This is a genomic window from Streptomyces sp. NPDC057438, assembly GCF_042802995.1.
Classification (GTDB): Bacteria; Actinomycetota; Actinomycetes; order Streptomycetales; family Streptomycetaceae; genus Streptomyces.
The window spans coordinates 1-14,014 of the sequence record NZ_JBHVDD010000045.1 but is presented as its reverse complement, the minus strand read 5'-3'; the positions used below and the strand labels follow the sequence as shown (position 1 = coordinate 14,014).

General features: G+C 70.5%; 12 protein-coding genes and 1 tRNA gene. 6 read left to right on the top strand and 7 right to left on the bottom strand.

The window, feature by feature from the left end; genetic code table 11:
- Positions 1 to 109: 109 nt before the first annotated feature.
- From ACFU5F_RS23705 to ACFU5F_RS23680, 6 genes are all read left to right on the top strand, one after another.
- Positions 110 to 1,099 carry an ABC transporter ATP-binding protein gene (locus tag ACFU5F_RS23705; protein ID WP_383890717.1) on the top strand — a complete coding sequence of 330 codons (990 nt, stop codon included), beginning with the start codon at positions 110 to 112 and terminating at the stop codon, positions 1,097 to 1,099.
- The gene (locus tag ACFU5F_RS23700; protein WP_383890610.1) at positions 1,089 to 2,039 is read left to right on the top strand and encodes an ABC transporter permease subunit; all 951 of its coding nucleotides are present in this window, start codon (positions 1,089 to 1,091) and stop codon (positions 2,037 to 2,039) included. The genes ACFU5F_RS23705 and ACFU5F_RS23700 overlap by 11 nt, the downstream gene beginning before the upstream one ends.
- Entirely contained in the window at positions 2,036 to 2,947 is a 912-nt protein-coding gene (locus ACFU5F_RS23695) for an ABC transporter ATP-binding protein (protein WP_383890607.1), read from the top strand. Before ACFU5F_RS23700 ends, ACFU5F_RS23695 begins: the two co-directional genes overlap by 4 nt.
- 10 nt (positions 2,948 to 2,957) lie before the next feature.
- Positions 2,958 to 3,677 carry an ABC transporter permease gene (locus ACFU5F_RS23690; protein ID WP_383890604.1) on the top strand — a complete coding sequence of 240 codons (720 nt, stop codon included), beginning with the start codon at positions 2,958 to 2,960 and terminating at the stop codon, positions 3,675 to 3,677.
- A gap of 303 nt (positions 3,678 to 3,980) precedes the next feature.
- Positions 3,981 to 4,223: a hypothetical protein gene (locus tag ACFU5F_RS23685; protein WP_383890714.1), complete on the top strand. Its 243-nt coding sequence runs from the start codon at positions 3,981 to 3,983 to the stop codon at positions 4,221 to 4,223.
- A gap of 284 nt (positions 4,224 to 4,507) precedes the next feature.
- Positions 4,508 to 4,591: transfer RNA gene (locus tag ACFU5F_RS23680), tRNA-Ser, on the top strand.
- A 425-nt stretch (positions 4,592 to 5,016) separates the two neighbouring features.
- Here the strand turns inward: ACFU5F_RS23680 and ACFU5F_RS23675 are convergent.
- From ACFU5F_RS23675 to ACFU5F_RS23645, 7 genes are all read right to left on the bottom strand, one after another.
- Positions 5,017 to 5,823 carry an HAD family hydrolase gene (locus ACFU5F_RS23675; RefSeq protein WP_383890711.1) on the bottom strand — a complete coding sequence of 269 codons (807 nt, stop codon included), beginning with the start codon at positions 5,821 to 5,823 and terminating at the stop codon, positions 5,017 to 5,019.
- 107 nt (positions 5,824 to 5,930) lie between these two features.
- Positions 5,931 to 7,208, bottom strand: coding sequence for a serine--tRNA ligase (gene serS / locus ACFU5F_RS23670; protein WP_383890602.1), 1,278 nt, complete (start codon positions 7,206 to 7,208; stop codon positions 5,931 to 5,933).
- Between the two features lie 690 nt (positions 7,209 to 7,898).
- Positions 7,899 to 8,834: a prephenate dehydratase gene (gene pheA / locus ACFU5F_RS23665; RefSeq protein WP_383890600.1), complete on the bottom strand. Its 936-nt coding sequence runs from the start codon at positions 8,832 to 8,834 to the stop codon at positions 7,899 to 7,901.
- Between the two features lie 370 nt (positions 8,835 to 9,204).
- Positions 9,205 to 10,722: an iron uptake transporter deferrochelatase/peroxidase subunit gene (gene efeB / locus ACFU5F_RS23660; protein WP_383890597.1), complete on the bottom strand. Its 1,518-nt coding sequence runs from the start codon at positions 10,720 to 10,722 to the stop codon at positions 9,205 to 9,207.
- 8 nt (positions 10,723 to 10,730) lie between these two features.
- Positions 10,731 to 12,818, bottom strand: a complete 2,088-nt coding sequence (locus ACFU5F_RS23655; protein ID WP_383890595.1) for a copper resistance CopC/CopD family protein — start codon at positions 12,816 to 12,818, stop codon at positions 10,731 to 10,733.
- A 13-nt stretch (positions 12,819 to 12,831) separates the two neighbouring features.
- Positions 12,832 to 13,293 (bottom strand): copper chaperone PCu(A)C, encoded by a 462-nt coding sequence (locus tag ACFU5F_RS23650; protein ID WP_383890592.1) that lies wholly within the window; start codon positions 13,291 to 13,293, stop codon positions 12,832 to 12,834.
- Positions 13,290 to 13,961 (bottom strand): SCO family protein, encoded by a 672-nt coding sequence (locus ACFU5F_RS23645; RefSeq protein ID WP_383890589.1) that lies wholly within the window; start codon positions 13,959 to 13,961, stop codon positions 13,290 to 13,292. Before ACFU5F_RS23645 ends, ACFU5F_RS23650 begins: the two co-directional genes overlap by 4 nt.
- Positions 13,962 to 14,014 lie beyond the last annotated feature (53 nt).

Here is a 14,014-nt window from a genome sequence, read left to right as displayed (position 1 = left end):
CGGCGGTGGATGCCCCCTACGGGCCCGTACGACTCGAGAGTGATGCGGAGACAGCTCTGCGGGGTGACGACCGCGGCGGGTCCGTGGTCCTAATGTCTAGATCGTGACTGTGATCGCGACCGAAAGCCTGAGCAAGCGGTTCCCGAGGGTGACCGCTCTTGACCGGCTCTCCGTGGACATCGGACCCGGTGTGACGGGACTCGTCGGTGCCAATGGCGCCGGCAAGTCCACACTGATCAAAATCCTGCTGGGTCTGTCCCCCGCCTCGGAGGGCCGTGCCGAGGTGCTCGGACTGGACGTCGCCACCAAGGGCGGCACCATCCGTGAGCGCGTGGGGTACATGCCGGAGCACGACTGCCTGCCGCCCGACGTCTCGGCCACCGAGTTCGTCGTGCACATGGCCCGCATGTCGGGACTCCCTCCGACGGCCGCGCGTGAGCGCACCGCGGACACCCTGCGCCATGTCGGCCTGTACGAGGAGCGGTACCGCCCCATAGGCGGCTACTCCACGGGCATGAAGCAGCGGGTGAAACTCGCCCAGGCCTTGGTGCACGACCCGCAGCTGGTCTTCCTGGACGAGCCGACCAACGGCCTGGACCCGGTCGGCCGGGACGAGATGCTCGGCCTGATCCGCCGCATCCACACCGACTTCGGCATCTCGGTGCTCGTCACCTCGCATCTGCTCGGCGAGCTGGAACGCACCTGCGACCACGTCGTCGTGGTCGACGGCGGCAAGCTCCTGCGGTCCAGTTCCACCAGGGACTTCACCCAGAGCACGGCGACCCTCGCGATCGAGGTCACCGACAGCGACGAATACCCCGACGGCACTGATGCCCTGCGCACGGCGCTCCACGCACGCGGGGTGACCGTGTCCGAGGGAAGCGGCCTCCCGGGCGCCGGACACATCCTGCTGATCACCGCCCAGGGGGACGAAACCTACGACCTGGTCCGCGACGTCGTCGCCGACCTGGGGCTCGGCCTCGTCCGCATGGAGCAGCGCAGGCACCAGATCGCCGAGGTCTTCCAGGACAACGACGAGCAGACGGGCACTCGCAGCGCCCAGGACGCAGGGAAGGAGGCGGTCGGCCATGGCGGTTGAGCAGCACGGTGCAGCAGCATCGGCCCTCACCGGACAGCCCGCTCGCACGGGCGAGCAGAGCCGCATCCACAACATCGGATACCGCTCGTACGACGGCCCCCGCCTGGGTCGCGCCTACGCCCGCCGCTCGCTGTACTCCCAGTCCCTGCGCGGTGCCTATGGACTGGGCCGCTCGGCCAAGTCCAAGGTGCTGCCCATGCTGCTGTTCGCGGTGATGTGCGTGCCGGCGGCCATCATGGTGGCGGTTGCGATCGCCACCCAGTCCCAGGGCCTGCCCATCACGGACCTGCCCGTCAAGTACACCGAGTACGCGGTCATCATGCAGGCCGTCATCGGCCTGTATGTCGCCTCCCAGGCACCGCAGGCCGTCTCGCGCGACCTGCGCTTCAAGACCGTCCCGCTCTACTTCTCGCGACCGATCGAGACCGCCGACTACGTACGCGCGAAGTTCGCGGCGCTGACCTCGGCGCTCTTCATCCTGACCGCGGTGCCCCTGCTCGTGCTCTATGTGGGCGCGTTGCTGGCCAAGTTCGACTTCACCGACCAGACCAAGGGACTGGCACAGGGACTGGTGGCCGTGGCACTGCTGTCGCTCCTCTTCGCCGGCATCGGCCTGGTGATCTCGGCGGTCACTCCGCGACGCGGCTTCGGCATCGCGGCCGTCATCGCCGTTCTGACCATCTCCTACGGGGCCGTGTCCGTCGTCCAGGCCATCGCGGACGAGCAGTCCAGTGCCGGCGCTGTGCCCTGGCTCGGCCTCTTCTCGCCGATCACCCTGATAGACGGCGTACAGACCGCCTTCCTGGGCGCCGCCTCCGCCTTCCCCGGCGGACACGGGCCCTCCAGCGGGCAGGGAGTCCTCTACCTCTTCGTCGTCCTGGGTCTCATCGTCGGCTCCTACGGCCTGCTGATGCGCCGCTACCGGAAGGTCGGGCTGTGACCACCCTCAACATCGACCACGTCTCACGCTGGTTCGGCAACGTGGTGGCGGTCAACGACGTCACGATGACGATCGGCCCCGGTGTCACCGGCCTGCTCGGCCCGAACGGCGCCGGCAAGTCCACCCTCATCAACATGATGGGCGGATTCCTCGCCCCGTCCACGGGCTCCGTCACCCTCGACGGGACGCCGGTGTGGCGCAACGAGCAGATCTACAAGCACATCGGCATCGTCCCCGAGCGCGAGGCGATGTACGACTTCCTCACCGGCCGCGAGTTCGTCGTCGCCAATGCCGAGTTGCATGGCCTCGGGGCCAGGGCCGCCCAGCGGGCGCTCGCCACGGTGGAGATGGAGTACGCGCAGGACCGCAAGATCTCGACGTACTCCAAAGGCATGCGCCAGCGAGTGAAGATGGCGTCCGCCTTGGTCCACGAGCCGTCCCTGCTCCTGCTGGACGAGCCCTTCAACGGCATGGACCCCCGTCAGCGCATGCAGCTCATGGATCTGCTGCGGCGCATGGGCGACGAGGGCCGCACGGTGCTGTTCTCGTCCCACATCCTCGAAGAGGTCGAGCAGTTGGCGGCCCATATCGAGGTGATCGTCGCCGGCCGGCACGCGGCGAGCGGTGACTTCCGGCGTATTCGCCGCCTGATGACCGACCGCCCGCACCGCTATCTGGTGCGCTCCAGCGACGACCGTGCACTGGCCGCCGCACTGATCGCCGACCCGTCGACCGCCGGGATCGAGGTGGACCTGGCCGAGGGCGCGTTGCGTATCCAGGCCGTCGACTTCGGCAGGTTCACGACGCTGTTGCCGAGGGTGGCCCGGGACCACGGCATCCGTCTGCTCACGGTCTCGCCGTCGGACGAGTCGCTCGAGTCCGTCTTCTCGTATCTCGTCGCGGCGTAGGAGGCCGAAAATGTACGACCCCACAGTCGCCCGGCTCACCTACCGGGCTCTGCTCGGCCGCCGTCGGGCTCTCATTCTCAGTGCGCTTCCCGCCCTGCTGATCCTGCTCTCGGTGGCCGTACGTGCCCTGAGCGGAGCCGACGACCAGGTGGCCGCGGACCTCCTCGGAGGGTTCGCTCTCGCCACGATGGTGCCGATCATCGGCGTCATCGCCGGGACCGGTGCGATCGGGCCGGAGATCGACGACGGTTCCGTGGTGTATCTGCTGGCGAAGCCGGTGAAGCGGCCGACGATCATCTTCACCAAGCTGATCGTGGCCATCGCCGTGACCATGGCGTTCTCGGCCGTGCCGACCCTCGTCGCGGGCCTGATCCTGAACGGCAACGGACAACAGATCGCGGTCGCCTACATGGTGGCGGCACTGGTGGCCTCGATCGCGTACGCGGCGATGTTCCTGCTGCTGGGTACGGTCACCCGGCACGCGGTCGTCTTCGGGCTCGTGTACGCGCTCGTCTGGGAGGCGCTCTTCGGGTCCTTGGTGGACGGGGCGCGCACGCTCAGTGTTCAACAGTGGTCGCTCGCCGTCGCTCAGAAAGTCACCGATGGCGGTCTGGTGACGTCCGACGTGGGGCTGCCGACCGCGGTGATTCTGCTGACGGTGGTCACGGCGGGAGCGACCTGGTACGCGGGGCAGAAGCTGCGGACACTGAAGCTGGCCGGCGAGGAGTGACGGCACGCTCCGGGGCGCTCAGCCCCGGAGACCCACCTCTCCGATCTTGACCAGGGCTTCACGCGCGTCCGGGCACACTGGGCGACGGGAGACACGGAGGCGTACGCGGCCGGAAGGGGCGGCCCGGAGGCAGGAGGCACGGGGATGGCGACAGAGGTGGCGCCCGAGGGCGGCGACGCACCGAGGACGGGGGCCGACGGCACCGGCAGGGATGACCCGGGCTCGTTGTCCGGAGGGGGTGTCGAACGCCCAGCCACGGCAGGCGGTGGCTTCGGGGCCGGTGCGGGTTCGGGCTCCGGCGGGGTGGCGGGTGCCGAGGAGGGCCCCGGGCGAGGAGCGGTCCCAGGGCAGGGCGCCTGGGACGACGTCGTACTGGACGAGGACTTCATACGGGACGCCGAGACCGCCGAGCCGTCGGCGCGGGCACGGATGCTCGCGGCGCGTTGGCGGCAGGAGGCGCCCGATCCTCAGCCCTGGCGTTCGGACGAGCCGCCCGCCGGGTGGTTCTTCAGCAAGGCGCGGCGTCGCAGGTGGCGCCGCCGGTGACAGTCCCCGTCGGGCGGCGGCCGGGCGAGGGATATTCGGTGGCGGACAACTCGCCCGCCGGGCAGAGTGGTTGATGTCCAGGTCGCCGGATCGAGTCGGCGCCACGTGCTGGGAGAGGAGCCCGATGATGCTGTCCTTCAGGCGCAGTACGTCGAGTTCCCCGCAGGGCAGCCTACGGCGGGTTCCGGAGTAGTTACCCCTCCGTCGAGTCCGCACCCCCAGCGGGGGGCTGCCCGGGGCGGCCGCTTCGAGCGCGCGAGTCACCTCGCGTGGGCCGCCCACCCGGAGGATTGGCCGAGTGGTAAGGCACCGGCTTGCTAAGCCGTGGTCGGGTTTTGCCCGCGCACGTTCGATTCGTGCATCCTCCGCCGTTTCGCTGGAGCCGTGACCTGGCCCGACCTCTGGGCTGGGGGTACGCGCCGGGGCACTCCGGCTGTGCTGGGGCCGCCGCACACATCGTGGCGCCCGGCACCGGCTGCCCGGCCGCACGTTCCACTGCCCGGGGGGCAGGCTTCCGCAACCCCGCCCCGCGTTCGCGCCGCTGTCGACTCCGCCCGACACCGCGCTCACCCCGCCGTTCGCGCCGCCCGCTACCGGGTGGTCTCGCTGTCGTCCGCTCCCGCGGCTTCCCAGCGTGCGGTGGCGTCGGCCCCCGGCGGCCCGCAGGCCGTAAGGCGAACGCACCCCGTCCCGATGCCCCGTCCCGATGCCCCGTGCCGACGCCCGTCCGGTCTGCCCGGGGTCTCGGTGTGTCCCGGCTGGTCCGGCTGGGCGCCGTGCGTTCGGGCGGGGGCTAGGCGAGCAGGCGGTCCAGTACCGCGGCGATGCCGTCGTCGTCGTTGGAGGCGGTGACCTCGTCGGCGATGGCCTTGAGGTCGGCGTGGGCGTTGGCCATGGCCACGCCGTGGGTGGACCAGGTGAACATGGGGATGTCGTTCGGCATGTCGCCGAAGGCGATGGTGTCGGTGCGCTTCGCACCGAGGCGGCGGGCGGCGAGGGAGAGACCGGTGGCCTTGGTGAGGCCGAGCGGGAGGAGTTCCACGATGCCCTCGCCGGCCATGGCGACCGTGACGAAGCCGCCGGCGGCCTGGCGGGAGGCTTCGGCGAGCTCGTCGGTGGTCAGGGTGGGGTGCTGTATGTAGATCTTGTTCAGCGGGGCCGCCCAGAGGTCGGACACGTCCGTGAGCGGGGTGGTGGGGAGGGATCCGTGCAGGGCGTACCCGGGGCCGACGAGTATTTCGCCTTCCAGGCCCGCCCGGCTGGCCGCCAGATGCAGGGGGCCGACCGCCGCCTCGATCTTGGCGAGGGCCACGGCGGCGAGCTGCCGGTCCAGGGTGACGGCCGTGAGCAGACGGTGCTCACCGGCGTCGTAGACCTGGGCTCCCTGGCCGCAGACGGCCAGGCCCGTGTAGCCGAGGTCGTCGAGGATGTGGCGGGTCCACGGGACGGCGCGGCCGGTGACGACGATGTGGGCGGCCCCCGCGGCGGTGGCCGCGGTGAGCGCCTCACGGGTGCGCCGGGAGATGGAGTCGTCGGAGCGCAGGAGCGTTCCGTCGAGGTCGGTCGCGATCAGCTTGTACGGGAAGCCCGAGGGCCGCACGGAAGATGCGCGGACCTCGGGCGTCCCGGACGGCGCGGTCGTTCCGGACGGCGCGGTCGTCGCGGTCGTCCCGGAGTCCGTGGTACCCCCGGCGGCAGCCGCTTCGCTCACTTGGCCACCGGCTCCAGTACCTCGCGGCCGCCCAGGTAGGGGCGCAGGACCTCGGGGACGCGGACGGAGCCGTCAGCCTGCTGGTGGTTCTCCAGGATGGCCACGATCGTGCGCGGGACGGCGCAGAGCGTGCCGTTGAGCGTGGCCAGCGGCTTGACCTGCTTGCCGTCACGGACGCGGATCTGCAGACGCCGCGACTGGAACTCGGTGCAGTCGGAGGTCGAGGTCAGCTCGCGGTACTTGCCCTGGGTGGGGATCCACGCCTCGCAGTCGAACTTGCGCGAGGCCGAGGAGCCGAGGTCGGCGGAGGCGACGTCGATGACGCGGAAGGGCAGTTCCAGCGACGTCAGCCACTGCTTCTCCCAGTCCAGCAGGCGCTGGTGCTCGGCCTGGGAGTCCTCCGGCGCCACGTACGAGAACATCTCGACCTTGTCGAACTGGTGGACGCGGAAGATGCCTCGGGTGTCCTTGCCGTGCGAACCGGCCTCGCGGCGGAAGCAGGGGGAGAAACCGGCGTAGCGCAGGGGAAGGCGGTCGGCGTCGATGATCTCGTCCATGTGGTACGCCGCCAGCGCGACCTCGGAGGTGCCGACCAGGTAGAGGTCGTCCTTGTCGAGGTGGTACACGTCCTGGGCGGCCTGGCCGAGGAAGCCGGTGCCGGCCATCGACTGCGGGCGGACCAGCGCCGGGGTCAGCATCGGGGTGAAGCCGGCCGCGGTGGCCTGGGCGATCGCCGCGTTGACCAGGGCGAGTTCGAGGAGGGCTCCGACGCCCGTCAGGAAGTAGAAGCGCGAGCCCGAGACCTTGGCGCCGCGTTCGGTGTCGATGGCGCCGAGGATCGTGCCGAGTTCGAGGTGGTCCTTCGGCTCGAAGCCCTCGGCCGCGAAGTCACGGATCTCGCCGTGGGTCTCCAGCGTGACGAAGTCCTCCTCGCCGCCGACGGGGACGTCGGGGTGGACGAGGTTGCCGAGCTGGAGGAGGAGCTCCTGGGTCTCGGTGTTGGCCGCGTCGCGCTCGGCGTCGGCGGCCTTGACGTCGGCCTTGAGCTGTTCCGCGCGCTTGAGCAGCTCGGCCTTCTCCTCGGCGGAGGCCTTGGGGATCAGCTTGCCGAGCGACCTCTGCTCGGCGCGGAGCTCGTCGAAGCGGACGCCGGAGGACCTGCGCCGCTCGTCGGCGGACAGGAGGGAGTCGACGAGCGCGACGTCCTCTCCACGGGCGCGCTGGGAGGCGCGCACACGGTCGGGGTCCTCACGGAGCAGGCGAAGGTCAATCACCCTCCAAGGCTACCGGTGCGTGCTTCCGGCCCACGAATCGAATTCACCGCATGACCTTTTCTGTGGGTTTTCGACCGGAATGTCGAGGGCGGAAGAGGGGGAGGCGGGCCCCGAGGCGGACCAGGCGGCAGGGGTGGTGAAAGTCAATGAGGGGAGGGCGGCCCCCTGAAAGAGGGGGGATCGCGGCGCCTGGTTGACTCGACTCCCTTGTCGCGTAGGGGACTTGAGGATCGGTCGTCCACAGCGGTCCGCAGTCTCGCAGAGTTATCCACAGGCTGTGCGAAAGATCTGTGGACTACGGGGCGGGTCGGCAGGGGCGTCGGGGGCCCGCTTGAGGATTCCCGGCTCAAACCGCCTTCACGCCCACTTTCGAGTGGATTCGCAGGTAAATGGGTCGCTCTAAAGGATTGACGGGGGAAACGCGTGGACGAAGAGTGACCTACGGGGTTGTGGACGCACCGGCGGCCACCAAGGGGATTTGTCGACTGTGTAGTGATGTGTTGTCGACTTGTCCCCAGGTCGAGAAGCCGCCCTGTGGATAACTTCTGTGGACAAAGAAAATAGGCAGGTAGGACTGGCGGCAGGCGCGCCGGGTCTACCTGCGCGGCAGGCGCGCCGGCTCGGATCCCGGGAAGAAGCTGTCCTGCATCCGCCATCAGCGGGGGCCCGCTGCCAGTGGGGCCCGTCGCTCTAGAACCGGCCGTCCTGGCAGCGCGCCACCCAGTCCGCCGCGGCCACGAACTCGGCCTCTGAGGTGCCCGGCAGAGTCGGCCGGATCTTCGCGGTGGCGGCGTCCGCACGCGGGTACGAACCGAGGAAACGGACCTGGAGGCAGATCCGCTTGAGGCCCATCAGGGCCTCGGCCACCCGGCGGTCGGAGATATGGCCCTCGGCGTCGATGGCGAAGCAGTAGTTGCCGATGCCCTCGCCGGTCGGGCGGGACTGCAGCAGCATGAGGTTGACGCCGCGGACGGCGAATTCGCCGAGGAGGTCGCGCAGTCCGCCGGGGTGGTCGTCGCGCTGCCAGATGACGACGGACGTCTTGTCGGAGCCCGTCGGGGCGGCGGGCCGGGCGGGGCGGCCGACCAGGACGAACCGGGTCTGGGCGTTCTCCGCGTCATGGATCTCGGTCTGCAGTGCCTCCAGGCCGTACCGCGCGGCCGCGAACTCCCCGGCGAAGGCGGCATCGTAACGGCCCTCCTGGACGAGGCGGGCGCCGTCGGCGTTCGAGGCGGCGGACTCCCAGACGACGTCCGGGGAGAGGTGGGCCTTCATCCAGTTGCGGACCTGCGGCTGGGCGGCCGGGTGCGCGGTGACCGTCTTGATCTCCGACAGCTTGGTGCCCGGCCGGACCAGCAGCGCGAAGGTGATCGACAGGAGCACCTCGCGGTAGATCATCAGCGGGGCGCCGGCGACCAGCTCGTCGAGGGTGGTCGTGATGCCGCCCTCGACGGAGTTCTCGATCGGGACGAACGCTGCCTCGGCCTCGCCGTTGCGGACGGCGTCGAGCGCTGCGGGAACGGACACCATCGGGACGAGCTCGCGGGTCGCGGCCTCCGGCAGCGTGCGCAGGGCGACCTCGGTGAAGGTGCCCTCGGGGCCGAGGTACACGTAGCTGGCTGGCATGGGCTCACCCTAATGGCCTTGCGGGGCCCCGGCGCACGCATGCGGTCCCACCACCCCTGCGAGCGACGCAGGGCCCGCGGGGGGAGTCGCGAGGCACCCGCATGCCTCCTCGGGGCCCGGCGTCGGACCGATCCCGAGATTCCGAGGGCGGTCGTCGCACCTACGGGCCGGCTCACCACCCACCGGCCACCCACCCACCGGTCGGCCACCCACCCACCGGCCACCCGCCCACCGGTCGGCCACCCACCGGCCGGCTACGCACCGGCCACCCGCCCACCGGTCGGCCACCCACCGGCCGGCTACGCACCGGTCGGCCACCCACCGGCCGGCTACGCACCGGCCGGCCACCCACCGGCCGGCTACGCACCGGTCACCCTTCCAGTAGCCGCTGCCCCACGTACTCCCCCTCCGCCGCGCCGCCGGGCACCGCGAAGAGGCCGCTGGACTCGTGGCGGATGAACGTGGAGAGGGCGTCGCCGCGGTCGAGTTTGCGCTGGACGGTGACGAAGCCGCGGAGGGGGTCGGCCTGCCAGCAGACGAAGAGGAGGCCGGCGTCGGGCACCCCCTTCGCGTCGATGCCGTCGTGGAAGGAGAACGGGCGGCGGAGCATGGCCGCGCCGCCGTTCTGATCCGGACGGGTGATACGGGCGTGCGCGTTGATCGGCACGAGGAGATTGCCCTGGGCGTCGGTCTTCTCCAGGTCCATCGCGGTCGTCTCGGTCGCCTCCTTGCCGCCGCTCAATGGCGCGCCGTCGGACTTGCGCCGCCCGATGACACCTTCCTGCGCCTTGACCGAGAGCTGTTCCCAGTCGTCCAGGAGCATGCGGATGCGGCGTACGACGGCGTAGGAGCCGTTCGCCATCCACTCCGGGTCGCCGGAGGTGGCCGGGGAGGCGGACGCGGGTACGAAGATCCGCTCGTCGAAGTCGGACTCGGCCGGCTTCGGGTTGCGGGTGCCGTCGATCTGGCCCATCAGGTTCCGTGCCGTCATGGGGTGGGCCGTGGCGCCCGGCGAACGGTTGAAGCCGTTCATCTGCCAGCGCACCCGGGCCGCGCTGCCCGCGTCCTTCTGGATCGCGCGCAGGGCGTGGAAGGCGACGAGTGCGTCGTCGGCTCCGATCTGTACCCACAGATCGCCGTCGCTGCGCGTCCTGTCGAGCTGGTCCGAGGAGAAGTCGGGCAGCGGATCCAGGGATTCCGGGCGCTGCTTCTCCAGACCGGTACGGGCGAAGAAGCTGTGTCCGAACCCGAAGGTGACCGTCAGGGAGGACGGTCCGGCGTCACGGGCGATATCGGTGTCGTCCTGAGCCGTGGGCTCGCCCGCCATCAGCCGCCGGGCCGTGTCCGACCAGCGGCGCAGCAGGGCGGCCGCCTCCTTGCGCCCCACCCCGGCGGCCAGGTCGAACGCGACGAGGTGGCCGCGGGCCTGGAGGGGAGTGGTGATCCCCGGCTGATGTTTCACGTGAAACCTCTCCTCCCCCGCACCGAGGGAGGAGAGCGGCGTGACCTTCTCGCCCGAGGAGGACGAGGAGGAGGACCCGGCCGCGTAACCGGCGGCGGCGCCTGCCGCGCCCAGCGCGAGGCCGGTCGCGCCGGCGGTACCCAGCAGCAGGCGGCGTGAGATGGCCCCACCGGCGGCGGAGGTGTCACCGTTTCCTCCCGCCCCCGAAGGGCCGGACGACGGCCGCGCGTCGTGCTCGGCCGCTCGCGACCGTGCGGCACCGTTTGCCTGCCCGGCACCGACCGTGCGCCCGGCACGGACCGCGAGTCCGGCATGCGCACCGGAGCCCGCGCTGTCATCAGCGCCGGCGCCGGCCGCATGCCCGTCACCGCCCCGCGCCCCGTCCGGTGTGACGGAACCGCCTTCGACAAGATCCTGGTCAGCCATGGTGTGTTTCAGCCGATCTTCGCGTTCTTGCTGACGGTCACCTGGTCGATCTCAGATGTCCGTACGGTGATCTCGATGTTCCAGTCGCCCGCCATGGGGATCTGGACGCCGTTCGCCGTCCAGTGACCGGTGGTGACGCGCTCGGGGACGACGGGCAGGGGGCCGATCTCCTTGGCCTTCAAGGTGAAGGCCACCTTCACCTCGGGGACGTCGAAGGGTTTGCCGTCGGGGCCCTGCACGTAGACGTGCATCTCGTTGGCGCCCACGCGCGCGGGGTCGATCTGCAGCCGGGCCACGCCCTTGCCGTTCTTGCCGCCCGTGTCGAACGACATGTCCAGCGCCAGGGCTCCCGACGTCTCGTTCTCCTGCCGCACGGCGGCGTTGGCCGCCTTGGCCTCCTCCACCGTGCGGCCGGGTTCGGCAGCGGTCAGCGCCGTCGTGACGGCGAGCAGGATGACGGCGACGCCGGCCTCCGCCAGTACGGACCGGCGAAGCCCCCTACGGCCGGGATCGGCGTTGCGAAGGCGCTTCTCCCGAGTGCTCGCCACCGCGGCGCGCTGCCGGGCGAGCTGGGCGGCCCGCTCGGAACCGTCGTCGGCCGCCTTTCCGGCACCACCGCTCGTGCTCCCCGCGGACCCGACGGTGGCACGCGCAGCCGCCGGCTCCTTCTCCGCCACGGCTCCCGCGTCCGGTGCGTTCTGCGTGTTCTCCGCGGCCTCGGAGGTATCCGTCTCCGCTGCCGCCGGTGCTTCCGCCAGCTGCGCGGTCCACCGGCGGGAGATCCACGCGATCCCGACCAGTACGGCGACCAGGCCGATCTTCACGAGCAGCAACTGCCCGTACGAGGTGCCGGTGAGCGCGGACCAGGTGCCGACCTGGCGCCATGACTGGTAGATGCCGGTCGCGGTCAGTACGAGCACGCTGCCGAACGCGACCCGTGAGAACCGTCGTACGGCCGCGCTCTCGATCTGGGCGTCCACCGGCACCCGGAACAGTGCCACGAGCAGTGTCGCCAGGCCGCCCAGCCAGGCGGCGACCGCCAGCAGGTGCAGGATGTCGACGGGCATCGAGATGCCTGTCTGGATGCCGGTCGAGGCGTGCTCGGCCATCGCCCAGCTCGCGGCGAGACCCGCGGAGACCACGCCCCCGCCGATGGCCAGCCCGAGGGTGAGATCCCGTCGGAACGAGCCGTCGTCCTCGACCTCGTCTTCGCTCTCGTCCCCTTCGTCCCCTTCGTCCTCGCTCCCGGGCGCGGAGTCGGCCTCCACGGCCTCCACGGTCTTCCCAGGATCGCCAGGCTCCCCGGACTCCTCCTCGACCTCCTCGTCCCGCCGTGCGTACGCGCCGAACAGCACCGCGATGAACAGGGCCGCCGCGGCGAGCAGCAGCAGGCGGGAGACCAGGGCGGCGCCCGTCTTCGTCTGGAGGACCTGGCTCAGGAGGTCGAGGTCGAAGACGTCGCCCAGCTTGCCGGAGCCGGTGTAGGAGCCGCGCAGCAGCAGCATGGCGAGGGTGGCGGTGGTCAGCGTGAGCCAGCCGGAGACCACGAGCCGCTGCACCGGCCGTACGCCGGCACCGCGCTGCCAGCAGGCCAGCACGAAGGCCGCGCCGCCGACCAGCACGATGAAACCGGCGTACGAGAGATAGCGCGCGAATCCGTAGAGACCGCCGACGACCCCGCCGCCGGCCTGCTGCTCGGGTACCGCGACGGTCGTCTTGGAGGGCGCCCCCACGGAGAAGGTGAAGGCGCCGGAGACGGGGTGGCTGTCCGCCGAGACGACCTGGTAGGTGACGGTGAAGGTGCCGTCGGGCAGGCCCGAGTGCAGACCGACCGAGTAGCTGTTGCCGCCCAGTTCGGTGACCTTGCCGGTGTCGGCCTCCTTGCCCTTGGGGTCGTACACGCGCACCGCGCCGTCGGACATCGCGACCTTCTCGGAGAAGGTGAGCGACACCTGGTCGGGCGCGTCCTGGACCACCGACCCCTGCTGAGGGTCGCTGCCGGTCAGCGCGGCGTGCGCGGAGACGGGCACGGCGCCGGCGAGCAGCACCCCGACGGCGGCGAACAACAGCAACAGCAACGGCCTCAACCGGCTCACCGTGCTCCCTCCCTCAGTGCCCGCTGGTCGGCTGGTACGTCGCCGACTTCACGGGCATCTCGACCGTGATGGCCCTGGACTTGGTGAAGTTCAACCGCAGGGACACCGTCTCGCCCTCCTTCGGCTTGCGCTTCAGGTTCTCGAACATCAGGTGGTTCCCGCCGCTCTTGAGCACGAGTTCGCCGTCGGCGGGCACCTTCAGACCGGTGACCTCCTGCATCGACTGCCCGGTGGTCTCGTGCACGGTGACGTCCTGGGCGATGTCGCTGGTGACGGAGGTCAGCTCGTCCGCCCTGCCGCCGTCGTTCTCGATGACGAGATAGCCGGCGGCCAGGGAGTCCGTGACGGGCTGGGGCATGTAGGCGGACTTCACGGAGAGCTTCGCGGCGGCGGAGGAGGAGCCGGCGGAGCCGCACCCGGCGAGGACGAGTGCGGCGGTGGTGACCAGGACGGGGCCGACGAGCCGTGACCTCACGGGTTCTCGCCCTTGAGCAGTTTCGGCAGGTCCTTCTCGTAGTCCTGCACGGTGGCCTCGTCGTCGTACAGCACATAGCCGCCGTCGGTCTTCGGCGAGAACGCGATGACCTGGGTGCCGTGCTCGGAGACGACCTTGCCGTTCTTCTTGGTGGGCGGGTTGATGGAGATGCCGAGGCGGAGGGCGCCCTGCTGGATGTCGTCGAAGTCGCCGGTCAGACCGACGATCTCGGGGTCGATGCCCTTGAGCCACTTGCCGAGTTCCGCCGGGGTGTCGCGCTCGGGGTCGGTGGTGACGAAGACCAGCCGGAGGTTCGCCAGCTGCGACTTCGGCACCTTCTTTGCCACCTCCTTCTTCGCGACCGCCAGGTTGTTCATGGTCAGCGGGCAGACGTCGGGGCAGTTGGTGTAGCCGAAGTAGATCAGTGTCGGCTTGCCCTCGGTCTCCTTGCGGAGGTCGTACGGCTTGCCGTGGGTGTCGGTGAGGACCAGGTCCGGCTTGGTGAACGGCTGGTCGAGGACCGTGGAGTGCCTCTGGGGGCCGGTGTCGGTGACCTCGGCGACCGACGTCGTGGAGGCGCCGCCCGAGCCGCAGGCCGAGAGGCCGAGGACGGCCGTGACCAGCAGGGCGCCGGCCGCGAACGTCTTCTTCTTCGTGTTCGTGCGCATGGGAGAAATGTCCAGTTGGTTCGAGCCCCGGCGCGCACGGGGACGTACCCGTG